This window comes from Mesorhizobium waimense (assembly GCF_003601975.1).
In the GTDB taxonomy this organism is placed as follows: Bacteria; Pseudomonadota; Alphaproteobacteria; order Rhizobiales; family Rhizobiaceae; genus Mesorhizobium; species Mesorhizobium waimense.
Genome location: NZ_QZWZ01000003.1, coordinates 194,733 through 211,153 on the forward strand (window position 1 = coordinate 194,733; position 16,421 = coordinate 211,153).

The 16,421-nt window shown below is 63.1% G+C and carries 15 protein-coding genes; 9 read left to right on the top strand and 6 right to left on the bottom strand.

What is annotated here, in order from left to right; genetic code table 11:
• Nucleotides 1-127 precede the first annotated feature (127 nt).
• Together D3227_RS06075 and D3227_RS06080 are read left to right on the top strand one after the other, a co-directional pair.
• Nucleotides 128-1,078 (top strand): IS110 family transposase, encoded by a 951-nt coding sequence (locus tag D3227_RS06075; RefSeq protein WP_120013214.1) that lies wholly within the window; start codon nucleotides 128-130, stop codon nucleotides 1,076-1,078.
• 200 nt (nucleotides 1,079-1,278) lie between these two features.
• Nucleotides 1,279-2,562, top strand: a complete 1,284-nt coding sequence (locus D3227_RS06080) for an NAD(P)/FAD-dependent oxidoreductase (RefSeq protein WP_120013215.1) — start codon at nucleotides 1,279-1,281, stop codon at nucleotides 2,560-2,562.
• Here D3227_RS06080 and D3227_RS06085 read toward each other — a convergent pair.
• Nucleotides 2,559-3,488, bottom strand: coding sequence for a LysR family transcriptional regulator (locus D3227_RS06085; RefSeq protein WP_120013216.1), 930 nt, complete (start codon nucleotides 3,486-3,488; stop codon nucleotides 2,559-2,561). The genes D3227_RS06080 and D3227_RS06085 overlap by 4 nt on opposite strands.
• A 107-nt stretch (nucleotides 3,489-3,595) precedes the next feature.
• On the opposite strand from D3227_RS06085, the gene hglS reads away from it, so the two are divergent.
• Genes hglS through D3227_RS42175 form a run of 6 tightly spaced genes read left to right on the top strand, consistent with a single transcriptional unit; the run spans nucleotide 3,596 to nucleotide 9,750 of the window.
• Nucleotides 3,596-4,987, top strand: a complete 1,392-nt coding sequence (gene hglS, locus D3227_RS06090) for a 2-oxoadipate dioxygenase/decarboxylase HglS (protein WP_120013357.1) — start codon at nucleotides 3,596-3,598, stop codon at nucleotides 4,985-4,987.
• A gap of 9 nt (nucleotides 4,988-4,996) precedes the next feature.
• Nucleotides 4,997-6,415 carry an FAD-binding oxidoreductase gene (locus D3227_RS06095; protein ID WP_120013217.1) on the top strand — a complete coding sequence of 473 codons (1,419 nt, stop codon included), beginning with the start codon at nucleotides 4,997-4,999 and terminating at the stop codon, nucleotides 6,413-6,415.
• 54 nt (nucleotides 6,416-6,469) lie between these two features.
• Entirely contained in the window at nucleotides 6,470-7,993 is a 1,524-nt protein-coding gene (amaB, locus tag D3227_RS06100; protein ID WP_120013218.1) for an L-piperidine-6-carboxylate dehydrogenase, read from the top strand.
• 5 nt (nucleotides 7,994-7,998) lie between these two features.
• Entirely contained in the window at nucleotides 7,999-9,231 is a 1,233-nt protein-coding gene (locus D3227_RS06105) for a pyridoxal phosphate-dependent aminotransferase (RefSeq protein ID WP_120013219.1), read from the top strand.
• 45 nt (nucleotides 9,232-9,276) lie between these two features.
• Entirely contained in the window at nucleotides 9,277-9,534 is a 258-nt protein-coding gene (locus D3227_RS06110) for an Lrp/AsnC ligand binding domain-containing protein (protein WP_167480614.1), read from the top strand.
• Between the two features lie 45 nt (nucleotides 9,535-9,579).
• Entirely contained in the window at nucleotides 9,580-9,750 is a 171-nt protein-coding gene (locus tag D3227_RS42175) for a hypothetical protein (protein WP_208646342.1), read from the top strand.
• 58 nt (nucleotides 9,751-9,808) lie between these two features.
• Here D3227_RS42175 and D3227_RS06120 read toward each other — a convergent pair whose 3' ends face one another.
• From D3227_RS06120 to cyoA, 5 genes are read right to left on the bottom strand one after another with little or no spacing between them, the layout of a single operon-like run.
• Nucleotides 9,809-10,612 (bottom strand): SURF1 family protein, encoded by an 804-nt coding sequence (locus D3227_RS06120; RefSeq protein ID WP_120013221.1) that lies wholly within the window; start codon nucleotides 10,610-10,612, stop codon nucleotides 9,809-9,811.
• Nucleotides 10,613-10,625: 13 nt separating this feature from the next.
• The gene (gene cyoD, locus D3227_RS06125; RefSeq protein ID WP_120013222.1) at nucleotides 10,626-11,006 is read right to left on the bottom strand and encodes a cytochrome o ubiquinol oxidase subunit IV; all 381 of its coding nucleotides are present in this window, start codon (nucleotides 11,004-11,006) and stop codon (nucleotides 10,626-10,628) included.
• The gene (gene cyoC / locus D3227_RS06130; RefSeq protein WP_120013223.1) at nucleotides 11,003-11,629 is read right to left on the bottom strand and encodes a cytochrome o ubiquinol oxidase subunit III; all 627 of its coding nucleotides are present in this window, start codon (nucleotides 11,627-11,629) and stop codon (nucleotides 11,003-11,005) included. The genes cyoD and cyoC overlap by 4 nt, the downstream gene beginning before the upstream one ends.
• Nucleotides 11,630-11,634: 5 nt before the next feature.
• Nucleotides 11,635-13,647 carry a cytochrome o ubiquinol oxidase subunit I gene (cyoB, locus tag D3227_RS06135; protein ID WP_120013224.1) on the bottom strand — a complete coding sequence of 671 codons (2,013 nt, stop codon included), beginning with the start codon at nucleotides 13,645-13,647 and terminating at the stop codon, nucleotides 11,635-11,637.
• 15 nt (nucleotides 13,648-13,662) lie between these two features.
• Complete coding sequence (cyoA, locus tag D3227_RS06140; RefSeq protein WP_120013225.1) at nucleotides 13,663-14,835, bottom strand: ubiquinol oxidase subunit II; 1,173 nt, start codon at nucleotides 14,833-14,835, stop codon at nucleotides 13,663-13,665.
• 181 nt (nucleotides 14,836-15,016) lie between these two features.
• Between cyoA and D3227_RS06145 the strand changes: the two genes are divergently transcribed.
• The gene (locus tag D3227_RS06145; protein ID WP_120013226.1) at nucleotides 15,017-16,330 is read left to right on the top strand and encodes an MFS transporter; all 1,314 of its coding nucleotides are present in this window, start codon (nucleotides 15,017-15,019) and stop codon (nucleotides 16,328-16,330) included.
• Nucleotides 16,331-16,421 lie beyond the last annotated feature (91 nt).

Genomic DNA, 16,421 nt, shown 5'->3' on the forward strand with positions numbered 1-16,421 from the left:
TCGGATCGGTGGAATTGCCGACCGTTTGACGGGTCGAGCTAGAGTCGGATCGCCCTCGTCTTTCCCTTGAGGCCTGAACGGATACCCGGAGTTCGGCTCCGAACGACAAGCACAGGACAAGCGAAAGATGACCAACGATACCATCGGGGTCGACATATCGAAAGACCATCTCGATGCCCACAGGCTGAGCGACGGTGCGAGCCGGCGCTTCGCCAACGACAGCCGCGGCCACAAGGCGTTGATGGGCTGGCTGAGCCCGAGCCAGTTGGACCCGCCCAGCGTCCGCATCGTCTACGAGCCGACAGGTCCCTATCATCGGGCCTTCGAGCGGGGTCTGGCGGCAGCGGGCCTGGCGTTGGTCAAGGTCAACCCACGCCAGGCCCGGCGCTTCGCCGAGGCCACCGGCAGGCTCGCCAAGACGGACCGGCTGGACGCCGCCATGCTCGCCCGCATGGGCGCGCTGCTCGATCTGGAGGCGCGGCCGCTGCGCGGTCCGCTCCTCAACGATCTCAAGGACCTGCAGATGGCGCGCCAGGCGCTGGTGAAGAACCGGACGGCGGCGAGGAACAGGGCCAAGGCGCTGACCCTTCCCATCCTCAAGCGCCACAATGCCGAGCAGCTCAGGCAGATCGATCGTCAAATGGCTGCTGTCGAAAAGGAGATCATGGCGCTCATCCAGGCCGATCCAGATCTCTCCCGCCGCTTCGCCATCCTCGTCTCGATTCCGGGCGTCTCGGCAATCACCGCCTGCGCGCTTCTCATCGACATGCCCGAACTCGGCACGCTCGGCCAGGCTCAGGCCGCTTCCCTCGCAGGCCTCGCTCCAGTCGCCCGGCAGTCTGGACAATGGACCGGCCGCGCCTTCATCCGCGGCGGGCGGGCCATGGTCCGACAGGCACTCTACATGCCCGCCCTCGTCGCCATGCGCTTCAATCCCGATCTCAAGGCAAAATACGGCAAGTTGAAAGCCGCCGGCAAACCCTCAAAGGTGGCTCTCACGGCAATCATGCGAAAACTCATCATTCTCGCAAACACCCTCCTTAGGGACCAACGAAACTGGACCCCAAACCGGCCTTGACCAACATGGATACTTGTGGGTCGACTCAATCGCCTACCGAACGCCGAGGCGGCCGCGTGGATCAGCGGGCGGACGATATGCCGACAACTTCCAGGACCGTCTTTGCGACTGTTTGATGAGAATGGGACGATGAATTCTGCGCATGAGGTTATGCGCATTCGGCACTTGCAGTGCTGCGGATCTGCCGAAAGAACTAAGGGATGCAAAGTAATACCTTTTCGCACGGCCTGTGGGAGAAGACCGCGCCGCCTGCCCCGCGGACAGGGCGGCTTGCGGGCGAGAAGCATGTCGACGTGGCCGTTGTGGGTGCGGGCTTCACCGGACTGTCCGCGGCCCTTGATCTCGCGCGGTCCGGCGTTTCCGTCGCGGTGCTGGAAGGCGCCGGGGTCGGGTTCGGCGGCTCCGGCCGCAATGTCGGGCTGGTGAACGCCGGCCTATGGATCATGCCCGACGAGGTTTCGGCCATACTTGGCGAGGAGTATGGCCAGCGGTTGCTGAAGACGCTTGCCGACGGACCGGCACTGGTCTTCGATCTGATCCGTGAGAATGGCATCGACTGCGAGGCCGAGCATGCTGGAACGCTGCATTGCGCGGCCGACAGGAAAGGACTGCGGGAATTGGAAGAGCGCGCCCGGCAGTGGCAGGCGCGCGGAGCGCCCGTGCGTCTTCTCGGCGGGGATGAAACGGCCGCGCGCGTCGGCACGATAGCCTATCTCGGATCGCTGCTCGATGAGCGCGCCGGCACGATCCAGCCGCTGGGTTATGTCCGCGGGCTTGCCAACGCGGCGCTCCGGGCCGGCGCGGAGATATTCACCGCCTCCCCGGTGAGCGGGACCGAACGGGAAGGCCACGGCTGGCGCGTCCGCACAACAGAAGGAAGCGTCAGGGCGGAGTGGGTGATCGTCGCCACCAACGCCTATACCACTGCTCCCTGGCCACAGGTGCGCGCCGAACTTGTCCACCTGCCCTATTTCAACTTCGCCACCTCACCACTTTCCGAATCCGCGCTGAAACGCATCCTGCCAGGCCTGGAAGGTGCCTGGGACACGAAGACGATCCTGAGTTCGCTGCGCCGCGATCGACAGGGCCGCCTTATCTTCGGCAGCGTCGGCGCACTACGCGGTCCGGGTGCGGCAGTGCACAGCGCATGGGCTCGACGCAGCCTGCGCAAGCTCTTTCCCTTCCTCGACGACGTCGCCTTTGAAAGCAGTTGGTACGGCAAGATCGGCATGACGGCCGATGCCACGCCAAGATTCCATCGCTTCGACCGGAATGTGGTTGGCTTCAGCGGTTACAACGGACGCGGCATTGCCCCGGGCACTGTCTTCGGACAATACCTGGCCCGTCTGATCCGCGGCGAGATCAGCGAGCGGGATATACCCTTGCCGGTGACGGACCCACGCGAACAGAGCTTCCGTTCGCTGCGCGAAGCCTTCTATGAAACCGGCGCACAGCTTGCGCATTTCGTCGGTGCGCGCGTTTAGGAAACCTTGCCTGGATCGATCGGGAACGCGTTCGTGCCGACCTGCTCCAGAAGCCAAGATTGGAAGGCGCGTCCCACCGCGCTCCCCTGCCTTTCTTCCGGCAGAACCACGTAGTAGCTGTTGTCGGTCGTCATCGGCCTTTCGAAGACGACGCGCAGCCTGCCGGAGGAGATCTCGTCCTCGATCAGATAGAGCGGCAGAAGGGCGAAGCCGAGGCTGCGGACCGCGGCCTCGATGATCATGGCAAACTGATCGAAACGGTCGCCCCGATAGGCTTGCTTCTGGCTGAGGTCGTTGTGCTCGAACCATTCAGCCCACAGCTTCGGCCTCGTCGCAAGATGCAGGAGTGGCTTGTCTTCCAGGTCTTCAAGACGCTCCACTGTGCAGGATCCGATCAGGGAAGGACTTGCGACAGGCAGGATGATCTCGCTGCAAAGATATGTGCATGTGGCATGCGCCCAGACGGGCTGGCCGTAGTGAATGGCGAGATCGAAGTCTTCGGCGGAAAGGTCGAAAGGCTCGGCGCGCGATGCCACGTTGATCGCTGTGCCGGGATGGCGCCGCTTGAAATCCGGCAGGCGGGGTAGCAGCCAGCGGCTGCCGAACGTCGGAAGGGTGGCGATCGAGAGAACCTCCCTGCCGCCGGCGGACGCCCTCGCGCGCACCACCATCTCCTCCGATTGGAGCAGCAGCCGCGACACCTCAGGCAACAGCTTGCGGCCCGCCGCCGATAGGACGACCCGCTTGCGGATCCTTCCGAACAGAAGCACACCCAATTGGGCCTCGAGTATCTTGATCTGACGGCTGACGGCGCTCTGGGTCAGGTTTAGTTCGGCCGCCGCCTTGGTGAAGTTCTCGTGGCGGGCGGCACATTCAAACGCCTGCAGCACGGCGAGGTCGGGTATCAGTGCTCTGCTCAGGTTCATTCCCACCTCGCATCAAGTCAGTCACAGCTATCACAACAAACGGCCGATCTGTCGCTATATGATTAGTAATCAGAATGACCTTGTGCAACCTTTTCGAGGTGAGGACCATGCCGGAAGGCTTTGTCGCTGCCGACGATATCCGTGCCGCGTTCTCGGCGGCGATGTCGGCCATGTACTGCAATGAGGTGCCGGCCTACGGCACGCTGATGGCGCTGGTCGCCGAGGTCAATCTGGAGACGCTGTCGGCCGATCCAGCCCTGCAGGCAAGGCTTGAAGCGACCGATTCCCTGACCCGAATTTCGGAAGAGCGCCACGGCGCGGTCCGCCTCGGCACTGCGCAAGAACTTTCGATGATGCGGCGGGTCTTTGCCGTCATGGGCATGGTTCCGGTGGGCTACTATGACCTGTCGAGCGCCGGCGTTCCCGTCCACTCCACAGCCTTTCGGCCGGTCGAAGAGTCGAGCCTGAAGCGCAACCCATTTCGGGTGTTCACCTCGCTGCTGAGGCTGGATCTCATCGCGGACGAAGCCCTCCGCAGAGAAGCGGCTACGGTTCTAGCGGCGCGAAAGATATTCACGGATGGCGCGATCGAGCTGGTCGAAAAGGCCGAGCGCTCCGGCGGCCTCGACGCGCCCGATGCCGCTCGCCTCGTCCAGGAGGTTGTGGAAACCTTCCGCTGGCACGACAAGGCAATCGTCGATGAGGCGCTGTATAGGCGCCTGCATGACGCGCACCGGCTGGTCGCCGACGTCGTCTCTTTCAGGGGACCACACATCAATCACCTCACGCCGCGTACGCTCGACATCGATAAGGTGCAAGAGCGGATGCCTGGAGAAGGCATCGTGCCCAAAGCCGTGGTCGAAGGGCCGCCGACACGCAGGTGCCCGATCCTGCTGCGGCAAACCTCATTCAAGGCGCTGGAGGAGCCAGTTTCCTTCATTGGTGAGAATGGCGCGTGGCAGGCGGGCTCGCATTCGGCGCGATTTGGCGAGATCGAACAGCGCGGCGTTGCGCTGACGCCGAAGGGCCGGACGCTCTACGACAAACTCCTGAGCAAGACGCGGGCCCTCGTGACTCCGGCGGCGGACGGGTCGAACGTACACGAGTATATGTCGACGCTCACCAGCGTCTTCAAAGCGTTCCCCGACGACTGGAACGAAATCCGCAGGGCGGGGCTCGGCTATTTCAGCTACTCGCTGACGGAAAAGGGCCGCACTGCAAGCCGCCGCGCCGACCTCGAAACCGCGATCGAGGAAGGGCTAATACAGTTCGATCCCATCGTGTACGAGGACTTTCTGCCAGTGAGCGCCGCAGGTATCTTCCAGTCGAATCTCGGCGACGAGGCGACGCAAGCGTTCGTCGCGAGCCCGAATCAAATCAAGTTCGAGCGCGATCTCGGCGCTTCGGTGCTGGACGAGTTCGCCCACTACGCCGAGATCGAGCGGGCCTCGATCGAAGCCTGCCTCGCCGTGATCGACCTGACGACGGCGGCGGAGTGACGGACAGCGATGATCGATGCCCGCCACATTGCGGCGCTGCGCGGACTGGTCGGCGAGAAGGGCCTTCTCGACAAGCCTGCCGATATCGCCGCCTACGAGACCGGCGCGCGCTACGACAGGGGAAGGGCCGCTTTTGTCGCCCGCCCCACGTCGACCGCCGAAGTCTCGGCGGTCGTCTCCTGGTGCGTGCGCAACAGCATTGCGCTCATCCCGCAATCCGGCAACACGGGTCTCGTCTCGGCCTCGACTCCCGATATGAGCGGAGCGCAGGGCGTACTCAGCCTCGACCGCATGACGGGTGGCTTTGAGCTCGACCAGGTCAACCGCACCGTGCGAACCGGTGCCGGCATGTGCCTTTCCGACCTCAACGCAAAGCTTGGGGAATACGGACTGTTCTTTCCTGTAGATCTCGGCGCCGATCCGCGTCTCGGCGGCATGATCGCCACAAACACCGGCGGTTCGCGCTTCCTGCGCTACGGCGACGTACGCCGCAACACGCTGGGCCTTACCGTAGTCCTTGCCGACGAGGCGGGAACGGTGCTCGACCTTTCCTCGCAGCTTCGCAAGAACAACACTGGGGTCGACTGGAAACAACTCTTCATCGGCACGTCCGGCGCGTTCGGCGTGGTGACGGAATGCGTGCTCAACCTCGAGCCACTGCCGCGCCAGACCGCCACTGCGCTGCTGGTGCCATCGTCCTCGCAGACCATCCCCGCCCTCCTGACGGCGATGGAGGACGCGCTGGGCTCGTACCTGTCCGCCTTTGAGGGCATGTCCGGCAACGCGGTTCGCGCCGCGCTCGAACATGTCCCTTCCCTGCGCAACCCGTTCGGCCGCGGCGTTGTGCCGGATTTCGTGATCCTGACTGAAGTCTCGCGCATAAACGCGCCACGCAAGGGCGAACAGAAGCTCGATGCGGCGCTCGAAGAGGTGCTGGCCGCAATCTGGGAAAACGAAGACGCACTCCTCGCCGACGCCTTCGTTGGCCCGCCGAGTGAGCTGTGGGCGCTGCGCCATGTCCTGTCGGAGGGCGTGAAGCATGCCGGGCGGCTGATCGCCTTCGACCTCTCCTTCAGCCGCGGCGACATCATGCGTTTTCTCGACCGGATGAAGGCCGAGATTCCGCAACGCTTTCCCGGAATTACCATCTGCGATTTCGGCCATGTCGGCGATGGTGGGGTGCACCTCAACCTCGTCGTCGCGAAGGACGATCCGCGCCTGGCAGACGAAGCGTTCGAGGCGGCGCTGCGCGAATGGGTCTTTTCGGTCTGCGTCGAGGATTTTCAGGGCAGCTTCAGTGCCGAGCACGCCATCGGCCGCAAGAACCAGAGCTTCTACGACCGATACACGCCCGCGAAACTGCGGCGGCTCGCTGCGGCGCTAAAGGCGGAAGCATCACCGGGTCCGCTCGGCTCTGTCGCATTTTGAGATAATGGCGGCGGCAACGTCGCTGCGAAACAACGAAACATTGGAGAAAACACGATGAGCAAGGCAGTCGACGTCAAGCAGGAAACAGCGAGCATCCTCGACGGGCTTGGCGTTTCGCGCGACGCCTGGACAGGCGGCGACATGCGCTTACAAAGCCCGGTGACAGGCGAACAGATCGGCGCCGTGACCATGATCTCGGCGTCGGGTACGGCCGAGGCGATCGAACGCGCCGACAAGGCCTTCCGCGCCTGGCGGCTGGTACCTGCACCCAAGCGCGGCGAGCTGGTGCGGTTGCTCGGCGAGGAATTGCGCGCCCACAAGGCCGAGCTCGGCCGGCTGGTGTCGATCGAGGCCGGAAAAATCCCTTCCGAAGGTCTTGGCGAAGTGCAAGAGATGATCGACATTTGCGATTTCGCTGTCGGCCTCTCGCGCCAACTCTACGGCCTGACCATCGCCACCGAGCGCCCCGGCCACCGCATGATGGAGACGTGGCATCCGCTGGGCGTGGTCGGTGTCATCTCGGCGTTCAATTTCCCGGTCGCGGTCTGGTCATGGAACGCGGCGCTGGCCCTGGTGTGCGGCAACGCGGTTGTGTGGAAGCCGTCGGAGAAGACGCCACTGACCGCGCTCGCCTGCCAAGCGATCTTCGAAAGCGCGGCAAAGCGTTTCGGCGACGCGCCGGAGGGATTGTCGGAAGTGCTGATCGGCGACCGCTCGGTCGGCGAGGTTCTGGTCGATAATCCCAAGGTGCTGCTGGTTTCGGCAACCGGCTCGACCCGCATGGGCCGAGATGTCGGCCCGCGGCTCGCCAAGCGCTTCGCCCGCGCCATCCTGGAACTTGGTGGCAACAATGCCGGTATCGTCTGCCCGTCGGCCGATCTGGACATGGCGCTGCGCGCCACCGCCTTCGGCGCCATGGGCACCGCCGGCCAGCGCTGCACGACTATGCGTCGGCTGTTTGTGCATGAGAGCGTCTACAACCAGTTGGTACCGCGCCTCAAGAGGGCCTATGAAAGTGTGTCGGTCGGCAGCCCGCTGGAGACCAAGGCGCTGGTCGGTCCGCTGATTGACAAGGCCGCTTTCGACGGCATGCAGAAGGCTCTGAAGGAAGCGACCGCGCATGGTGGCAAGATCACTGGCGGCGATCGCGTCGAAAACGGTCACTCGGGGGCGTATTATGTCCGCCCGGCCCTGGTCGAGATGCCAAAGCAGGAAGGCCCGGTGCTGGAGGAGACGTTCGCGCCGATCCTTTATGTGATGAAATATTCCGATTTCGACGAAGCGATCGCCGCCCACAATGCGGTCGGCGCCGGCCTGTCCTCATCCATCTTCACCCGCGACATCATGGAATCGGAACGCTTCCTCAGCGTCGACGGCTCCGACTGCGGCATCGCCAACGTCAACATCGGCACGTCCGGCGCCGAGATCGGCGGCGCTTTCGGCGGCGAGAAGGAGACCGGCGGCGGACGCGAGAGCGGTTCCGACGCCTGGAAGGCCTATATGCGCCGCGCCACCAACACGGTGAATTATTCCAAGGCGCTGCCACTCGCCCAGGGCGTCTCCTTCGACATCGAGTAGGATCTTTGAACATCGCTTCCAAAGTTTCCGAGACGGGCTTCAAGCCCGCCTCGCGCATCGCCTCCGTGGGCGTCTCCAGGATCCTCCAGATCGGTGCCCGCGCTGCGGCAATGAAACGCGAAGGTCTGCCCGTCATCATCCTCGGCGCGGGCGAACCGGATTTCGATACGCCCGCCAATGTCAAGGAGGCTGCAAAAGCTGCCATTGACCGTGGCGACACAAAATACACCGCGCTCGATGGCACGCCGGAGCTGAAAAAGGCGATCGCCGACAAATTCCGCCGCGAGAACGGTGTCGACTACGCGTTGGACGAGATCACTGTCGCAACCGGCGCGAAGCAGATCCTGTTCAACGCCTTCATGGCGACGATCGACCCGGGCGATGAGGTCATCATCCCTACGCCCTACTGGACCTCCTATTCGGACATCATCGAGATCTGCGGCGGCGTGCCCGTGCTGATCCCCTGCAACGCCGAAGCCGGCTTCCGCCTCGAGGCTGACCAGCTCGAGAAGGCGATTACGCCGAAGACGCGCTGGGTCCTATTCAATTCGCCGTCGAACCCTTCGGGCGCGGGCTATGGCGAGGCGGACTACCGCCCCCTGCTTGAAGTGCTGCTGCGCCATCCGCATGTCTGGCTGATGGTCGACGACATGTACGAGCATATCGTTTATGACGGGTTTCGCTTCGTCACGCCTGTCGCGCTCGAACCGAAGCTCAAAGAGCGCGCGCTGACGATCAATGGCGTGTCGAAGGCCTATGCGATGACGGGCTGGCGCATCGGCTATGCCAGCGGCCCGAGGGCGCTGATCAAGGCGATGGCCGTGATCCAGAGCCAGGCGACATCGTGCCCCTGCTCGGTCAGTCAGGCGGCCTCGGTCGAGGCGCTCAACGGTCCGCAGGACTTCCTCAAAGAGCGCCAGGAGAGCTTCCGCCGCCGCCGCGATATGGTCGTTTCGGCGCTGAACGCCATTCCCGGCATCGACTGCCGCACACCTGAAGGTGCATTCTACACGTTTGCCGGTTGCGCAGGCCTGCTTGGCAAGACGACACCCGCCGGCAAGTACATCGGAACGGATTCGGACTTCACCGACCATCTGCTTGAAGAGGCCCATGTCGCCGTGGTGCCAGGCTCGGCCTTTGGGCTCTCGCCTTATTTCCGCATTTCCTATGCGACCGGCGTGCCCGAGCTTGAGGAGGCGTTGCGGCGTATTTCAGCGGTCTGTGTTGCGCTTGGGTAATGGCCCCGAGGCTTCGACCAGTCCGGCCAGCAGGAGGAGCTGTCAGTGAGCACAAAGGTCGCGATCCGGATCGAACTGGAAGTGGTGAACTCACAAGAGAGCGAGATTTTCGAGCGCTCTCTTCGGGGCCATCCGATGATCGAGGAATGCTACGCCGTGACAGGCAACACCGACTATCTACTGTTCGTCGCGGTCGACGGGATCGAAGAATTCGAAGAGGTGCATCGGAACATCCTTTCCAGACTCCCAGGGGTCAAGAAGATCAAGGCCGACTTCCCTTTGCGACGCGTTCTTCCGACTTGACGGGGAACTGCGCCGCGATCTCAGCCGACACGCGACACTTGCATCATGCCGACCCCGCCGATTGCCGAACACACTTTTCGCGAGGTCGTTTCGGCGGTGCTTCACGTGCGTCCCGTCGATCTCGTGGACGTGACGATCCGGGTGCGCAGGGTGAAGCCCGGCGGCGACCAGCCGTCCTCGACGAAGCGCTCGGGGTGGATGCACGACAGGCCCTGAACTGGTCGCGTTCGACCAGTCCGTGCATCCTTATTTCGCCTCGTCGGTCTGCGCGCTCCTATGCCTGCCGGTCTGGACGCCAACTACGCCTGTCAGACCCGCAAAACAGGACAAAGACAACGGCGGCGCCCAGCACCATCAAAGCCAGCCCAAACCACGTCACGGCATAGACCAGATGGTTGTTGTGGAATGCGATAACTGTCAGACCGCCCACAGGCCATCCGCCCGGATTGGGTGTGGCGTCGGCATCAATGAAGTAGGGGGCGGCCTGAGGGATGCGCAGTGTTGCGGCGATCGCCTGGACATCGCGCGAATACCATCGGTTGGCTGCCGCATCGTTGGCACGCAGGAAGCCGCCCTTCGGCTCTGTCATGCGCAGCAGACCATGAACCACAGTGCGATCGCCTGACGGTCGGGCTCGCTGACGCGTTGCCGGATCACGCTTGTCCGGCGGCACGAAACCCCTGTTCACCAACACGGTGAAACCATCATCCGTCCGGAACGGCGCCATCACCCAGAAGCCACCGCCGAGATCGGTCACCGCCTGAACCAGCGTTTCTCGGCCATCGACGAACCTGCCCGAGACGGCAAGCTGGCGATACTCGTCATCCCCGGCGTTGATCGCCGGCCAGGCCGAAGGCCCCGGGGCGGCCACGGGTACTGCCTTGAGACGCTGGTCGACACGGTCGATCAGGTCGAGCTTCCAGACCCGGCGCTCCAGCTGCCAGATCCCAAGCGCTGAAAACCCGGCCACGCCGATGGCGAAGCAAAGGCAAAGCGACAGCAGTGCCCATTTCGAACGCGGTGCGCGCCGGCCATCGCCGGGACCGGAATGCGGCCGCGTCTGCGCCTCTTCGTGCAAGCCGCCAAGCCTCTCAGGGCATCTGGCTCATGTCGTGGCCAGGCATCATGTTGATGTTCAGATGGTACATAACCCAGAGCGATCCGGTCAGCGCGATGACCACCAGAATGAGGGTGAAGATCAGCGCCATCATGGTCCAACCGCTCTCCGAGCGGGTGTTCATATGCAGGAAGAACACCATGTGGACGACGATCTGCACCACGGCAAAAGCCATGATGGCGATCGCCGACGCCATCTGGTTGCCGAGCGCGTTGCTCATGACCAGCGCGAAGGGGATTGCGGTCAGCACCACCGACAGGCCGAAGCCGGTCAGGTAGCCGCGCAGCGAGCCATGATCTACGCCGTGATCCGCATGCCCGTGTTCCTTGGTGTCGGCGTGGTGTCCGGCGCTCATCGCAACATTCCCATCAGATAGACGAAGGTGAAGACGCCGATCCAGATGACGTCGAGGAAGTGCCAGAACATGCTCAGGCACATCAGCCGCCGTTGGTTCGCGGCGATGAGCCCATGCCGGGAGACCTGGACCATCAGCACCACCAGCCAGACCAGACCGAAGGTGACGTGCAGGCCATGGGTTCCGACCAGCGTGAAGAGCGACGACAGGAAGCCGCTGCGCTGCGGCGTCGCGCCTTCATGGATCAGATGCGCGAATTCGTAGAGTTCGATGCCGAGGAAAGCGAGGCCGAACAGGCCGGTGACCACCAGCCAGGCCTGCATGGACCCGACGCGCCCTTTCGCCATCTCCAGCATCGCGAAGCCGTAAGTGATGGAGGACAGGAGCAGCATGGTGGTGTTGAGCGCCACGAGCGGCAGATCGAACAGATCCTTCGGCGCGGGCCCGGCTGCATAATTGCCGCCGAGAACGCCGTAGACCGCGAACAGCATCGCGAAGATGAGGCAGTCGCTCATCAGGTAGATCCAGAAGCCGAGCATGGTGCTGCTGCCGCCCTCGGCAAGCCCGTGGTCGTCTTCCAGGTGGAAGATCGTGTCGTCGCTCACATCATGCGCAAGTGCCATTGTGTTCACCCCACCTGACCGTTGGCCGTTAGCAGGCGCGTGCGCTCGTCCTCGACCCGCGTGACGTCGCTGGACGCAATGTGGAAGTCGCGGTCGTAGTTGAACGTATGCGCGATGGCGTAGCCGATCAGGGCGACGAAGCTGACGATCGCCAGCCACCAGATGTACCAGATGAGCGCCACAGCAAGCACCACGCTCAACCCGGCCAGGATGACGCCGGCTCCGGTGTTGCGCGGCATGTGGATGTCGCGGAAGCCCGTCAACGGGCGCTGGTAGCCGCGTTTCTTCATGTCGGCCCAGGCGTCGCCGTCATGGATCACGGGCGTGAATGCGAAATTGTAGGCCGGCGGCGGCGAAGCGGTTGCCCATTCGAGCGTGCGTCCGTCCCAGGGATCGCCGGTGTCATCGCGCAGGTCCTCGCGCCGCCGCACGCTGACGAAGATCTGGATGAGGAACGACAAGATGCCGAGCAGGATCAGGAATGCGCCGAACGCGGCGATGATGAACCAGATCTGCAGCGACGGATCGTCGAAGACACGCAGCCGGCGCGTCACGCCCATCAGGCCGAGGATGTAGAGCGGCATGAAGGCGAACCAGAAGCCGACGATCCAGAACCAGAACGACATCTTCCCCCAGAACGGATCGAGCCGGAAACCGAACGCCTTGGGGAACCAGTAGCTAATGCCGGCGAACAGGCCGAACAGCACGCCGCCGATGATGACGTTGTGGAAATGCGCGACCAGGAACAGGCTGTTGTGGAGCACGAAGTCGGCCGGGGGAACAGCGAGCAGCACGCCCGTCATGCCGCCGACCACGAAGGTCAGCATGAAGGCTACCGTCCACATCATCGGCAGTTCGAAGCGGATGCGGCCGCGGTACATGGTGAACAGCCAGTTGAATATCTTGGCGCCCGTCGGGATCGAGATGATCATCGTGGTGATGCCGAAGAACGAATTGACGCTGGCGCCCGAGCCCATGGTGAAGAAGTGGTGCAGCCAGACGAGATAGGACAGGATGGTGATGACGATGGTGGCGTAGACCATCGAGGTGTAGCCGAAGAGGCGCTTGCCGCAGAAGGTTGACGTCACTTCGGAGAATATGCCGAATGCCGGCAGGATCAGGATGTAGACCTCGGGGTGGCCCCAGATCCAGATCAGGTTCACGTACATCATCGGGTTGCCGCCGAAATCGTTCGTGAAAAAGTTGGTGCCGACATAGCGGTCGAGGGAGAGCAGCGCCAGCACCGCCGTCAGCACCGGAAAGGCAGCGACGATGAGCACGTTGGTGCAGAGCGCGGTCCAGGTGAAGATCGGCATCCGCATCATGGTCATGCCAGGAGCGCGCATCTTGACGATGGTGCAGACGAGGTTGACGCCCGACAGCAGCGTGCCGACGCCTGCCACCTGCAGCGCCCATATGTAGTAGTCGACGCCGACATCCGGACTGTAGCCGATGCTCGAAAGCGGCGGGTAGGCCAGCCAGCCGGTGCGCGCAAACTCGCCGACGAACAGCGACATCATGACGATGACCGCACCGCCGGCAGTCATCCAGAAGCTGAAATTGTTGAGGAACGGAAACGACACGTCGCGCGCGCCGATCTGCAGCGGGACGACGAAATTCATCAGGCCGGTGACCAGCGGCATCGCCACGAAGAAGATCATGATCACGCCGTGCGCGGTGAATATCTGGTCGTAGTGATGTGAGTTCAGGTAGCCTTCCGAGCCGCCGAAGGCCATCGCCTGCTGGAGGCGCATCATGATCGCGTCGCTGAAGCCGCGCAGCAGCATGACGATACCGAGCACCATGTACATGACGCCGATGCGCTTGTGGTCGACACTGGTGAACCACTCGCGCCACAGATAAGACCAGAGCCGGAAATAGCTCAGCGCGCCGACAAGGGTGATGCCGCCCAGCGCGACGACAACGAAGGTTGCCACGACGATGGGCTCATGGAGTGGAAGCGACTCGAGCGTCAGGCGGCCGAAGATCGCCTTGAGAAGTGTGGGATTGTCGAACATGTCTTGCGTGGCGCCTCAGGAGTTGAACGGCGACCGAAACGCGCCGGTTGCGGAGCGTGATGGCAGTCGGATCGACATGGCGGGTGGCCGTTGCAGACCTGCACCGAGGATTGGCGTGAAGGTTGTCGGCAAGGCGGGTTGCGCCGCGTTCGTGGCTGCCGCCAGCGCTTCCTCTGTTGTGCATATGCTGGCGACATAGGATGGAGCGGGGCCGAAGACCGTGCCGCGCCGAGCGAACTTGTCGTATAGCAGCGGAACGGTGTTGTAGATGCCGGCCAGGCCAAGGCCGCCCTTGGCGTCGATCTGCGTCATCTCGCTCATGCACATCTTGCCGGGCTCGACGCACATGTTGAGGACCGCCTTGTACAGGTCTGACTGGATGGAGGCGTAGCGCCGCGCCGGCTCGTTCTCGCTGGGCCGCTCGAGCTCCAGATAGCTGCTTCGGTCGAGCTTGCCGCCGCCGTCTTTCGCCTTCGCAACCCATGCCTGGAAGTCAGCATCGTTCAGCCCATGGAATGCGAAGCGCATCCCGGAAAAGCCGGCGCCACTGTAGTTGGCGGAGAATCCCTCATAGTCGCCGGATTTGTTTATGACGGCGTGCAGCTTCGTTTCCATGCCCGGCATCGCATAGATCTGTCCGGCGAGAGCGGGGACGTAGAAGGAGTTCATCACCGATGCGGAGGTGATGCGGAAGGTGATCGGCCGATCGACCGGCGCGGCGAGTTCATTGATCGCGGCGACGCCGTATTCCGGGTAGATGAACAGCCATTTCCAGTCGAGGGCGACGACCTCGACCTCGAGCGGACGCGCGCCCGGCGTGAGCGACTTGCCGGCAGCGACACGGCCGATCGGCCGATACGGGTCCAGCAGATGCGTACCCATCCAGGTTACCGCGCCAAGACAGATGATGATCAGGAGCGGCACTGCCCAGATGACGAGTTCGAGATGGGTCGAATGGTCCCAGTCCGGCTCGTAGCGCGCCTCGCGGTTCGACTGGCGATAGCGCCAGGCGAAGAATATGGTGAGCGCCATCACCGGTATGATGACGATCAGCATCAATGCCGTGGATATCACCAACAGGTCGCGCTGCTGCGCGGCCACGTCGCCAGACGGGTTCATGACCACCATGCTGCAGGAACCGAGCGATGCCAGCAGGGGCAGCAGGACGAGGGTGCGAAGACGGCTCAATGGATGACCTGTCGGTTGTTCCCCCAAGTGCTAGCTGCACTGCAGCAATGAAGGCATTGGACAATTTGTCCAATGCCGCAATCATGCGCCAACCGGCATCAAGGCATCTGGCCCGCGCACATGGCACGCGATCGCATCTGAATGTGGTGCCAGACGCGTCTCCCGGGCAACGGAGAACGCTGTGAGTCCAACTTCGAAGATCGAGGCCGACGCGAGACGCATCACCGCGCGCCATCATGAGGTGAACCCCGGCGAAATCGCCGTCGGCGTCATCATCGGACGGACATCGGAGTTCTTCGATTTCTTCGTCTATGCGATCGCTTCCGTCATCGTCTTTCCAAAACTCGTGTTTCCCTACCTCGATCCGCTAACAGGCACGCTTTACTCGTTTGGCATCTTCGCGCTTGCCTTCATCGCGCGGCCGTTCGGAACGACCATCTTCACGGCAGTCGACCGGGCCTATGGACGCAGCGCCAAACTGACCATCGCTCTATTCCTGCTGGGCACTTCGACGGTCGCAATCGCCTTTCTTCCGGGTCATGAGCAGATCGGCTCGGCTTCCGCCTGGCTACTGGCATTGTTCCGGATCGGCCAGGGCCTGGCCCTTGGCGGCACCTGGGACGGGCTTGCCTCTCTGCTGGCCCTGAACGCACCGGGAAATCGTCGCGGCTGGTACGCTATGATCCCGCAGCTCGGCGCACCGCTCGGACTGATCGTCGCCAGCGCGCTGTTTGCATTCTTCGTCGGCAATCTGTCGGCAGAAGACTTTTTCAGCTGGGGCTGGCGCTACCCGTTCTTCGTCGCTTTCGCCATCAATGTCGTTGCCCTGTTCGCGCGGCTGCGAATCGTCGTGACGCCCGAATACACCAGGCTGTTCGAAAGCCAGGAGCTGCAGCCTACTTCGGTGAGCGAGACATTGCGGGCGGAAGGGCGCACCGTCGTGCTTGGTGCCTTCGCGCCGCTGGCAAGCTTTGCCCTGTTCCACATGGTCACGGTGTTTCCGCTGTCCTGGATATTCCTGTTCACGCGCGAAGGGCCGGCACGGTTCCTGGTCATCGAGACGATCGGAGCCATCTTCGGTCTTGCGGCAATCGTGATCTCCGGCTTCGTCGCCGACCGGGTCGGACGCTGGCCCCTGCTGGGCGGCTCGGCCGTTGCCATCGCAGCGTTCAGCGGCTTTGCTCCGCAGCTTCTCGATGGCGGCATTCTGGGCGAGGCCGCCTTCATGGTGCTGGGCTTCATCCTGCTCGGCCTGTCGTTCGGTCAGTCTTCTGGCGCGGTGGCATCGAACTTTTCCAGGACCTACCGCTATACCGGCGCGGCGTTGACCTCCGATCTCGCCTGGCTGTTCGGCGCCGGCTTCGCGCCCATCGTCGCCCTGTTCCTCTCAAGCCATTTCGGACTGATTTCATCGGGCGCCTATTTGCTCTCAGGGGCAGCCTGTACCCTGCTGGCACTCAGGCTGAGCCAGCGTCTGGACCGGACCGCTGCTTGAGTCGGAGGGTTCCAAGACTTGCGCTGTCTCGCCCTGGCCGATCAAAGGGCAGATCGGAAGATTGGAGTTGTCCCGACAAGCATATCGACCG

Excerpts from the sequence above, each read along its gene's own strand:
- hglS (WP_120013357.1), top strand. The coding sequence starts at position 3,596 with ATGCCGGAAGGCTTTGTCGCTGCCGACGATATCCGTGCCGCGTTCTCG.
- D3227_RS06080 (WP_120013215.1), top strand. The coding sequence starts at position 1,279 with ATGCAAAGTAATACCTTTTCGCACGGCCTGTGGGAGAAGACCGCGCCG.
- cyoB (WP_120013224.1), bottom strand. The coding sequence starts at position 13,647 with ATGTTCGACAATCCCACACTTCTCAAGGCGATCTTCGGCCGCCTGACG.
- cyoD (WP_120013222.1), bottom strand. The coding sequence starts at position 11,006 with ATGAGCGCCGGACACCACGCCGACACCAAGGAACACGGGCATGCGGAT.
- D3227_RS06075 (WP_120013214.1), top strand. The coding sequence starts at position 128 with ATGACCAACGATACCATCGGGGTCGACATATCGAAAGACCATCTCGAT.
- cyoC (WP_120013223.1), bottom strand. The coding sequence starts at position 11,629 with ATGGCACTTGCGCATGATGTGAGCGACGACACGATCTTCCACCTGGAA.
- amaB (WP_120013218.1), top strand. The coding sequence starts at position 6,470 with ATGAGCAAGGCAGTCGACGTCAAGCAGGAAACAGCGAGCATCCTCGAC.
- D3227_RS06095 (WP_120013217.1), top strand. The coding sequence starts at position 4,997 with ATGATCGATGCCCGCCACATTGCGGCGCTGCGCGGACTGGTCGGCGAG.
- D3227_RS42175 (WP_208646342.1), top strand. The coding sequence starts at position 9,580 with ATGCCGACCCCGCCGATTGCCGAACACACTTTTCGCGAGGTCGTTTCG.
- D3227_RS06085 (WP_120013216.1), bottom strand. The coding sequence starts at position 3,488 with ATGAACCTGAGCAGAGCACTGATACCCGACCTCGCCGTGCTGCAGGCG.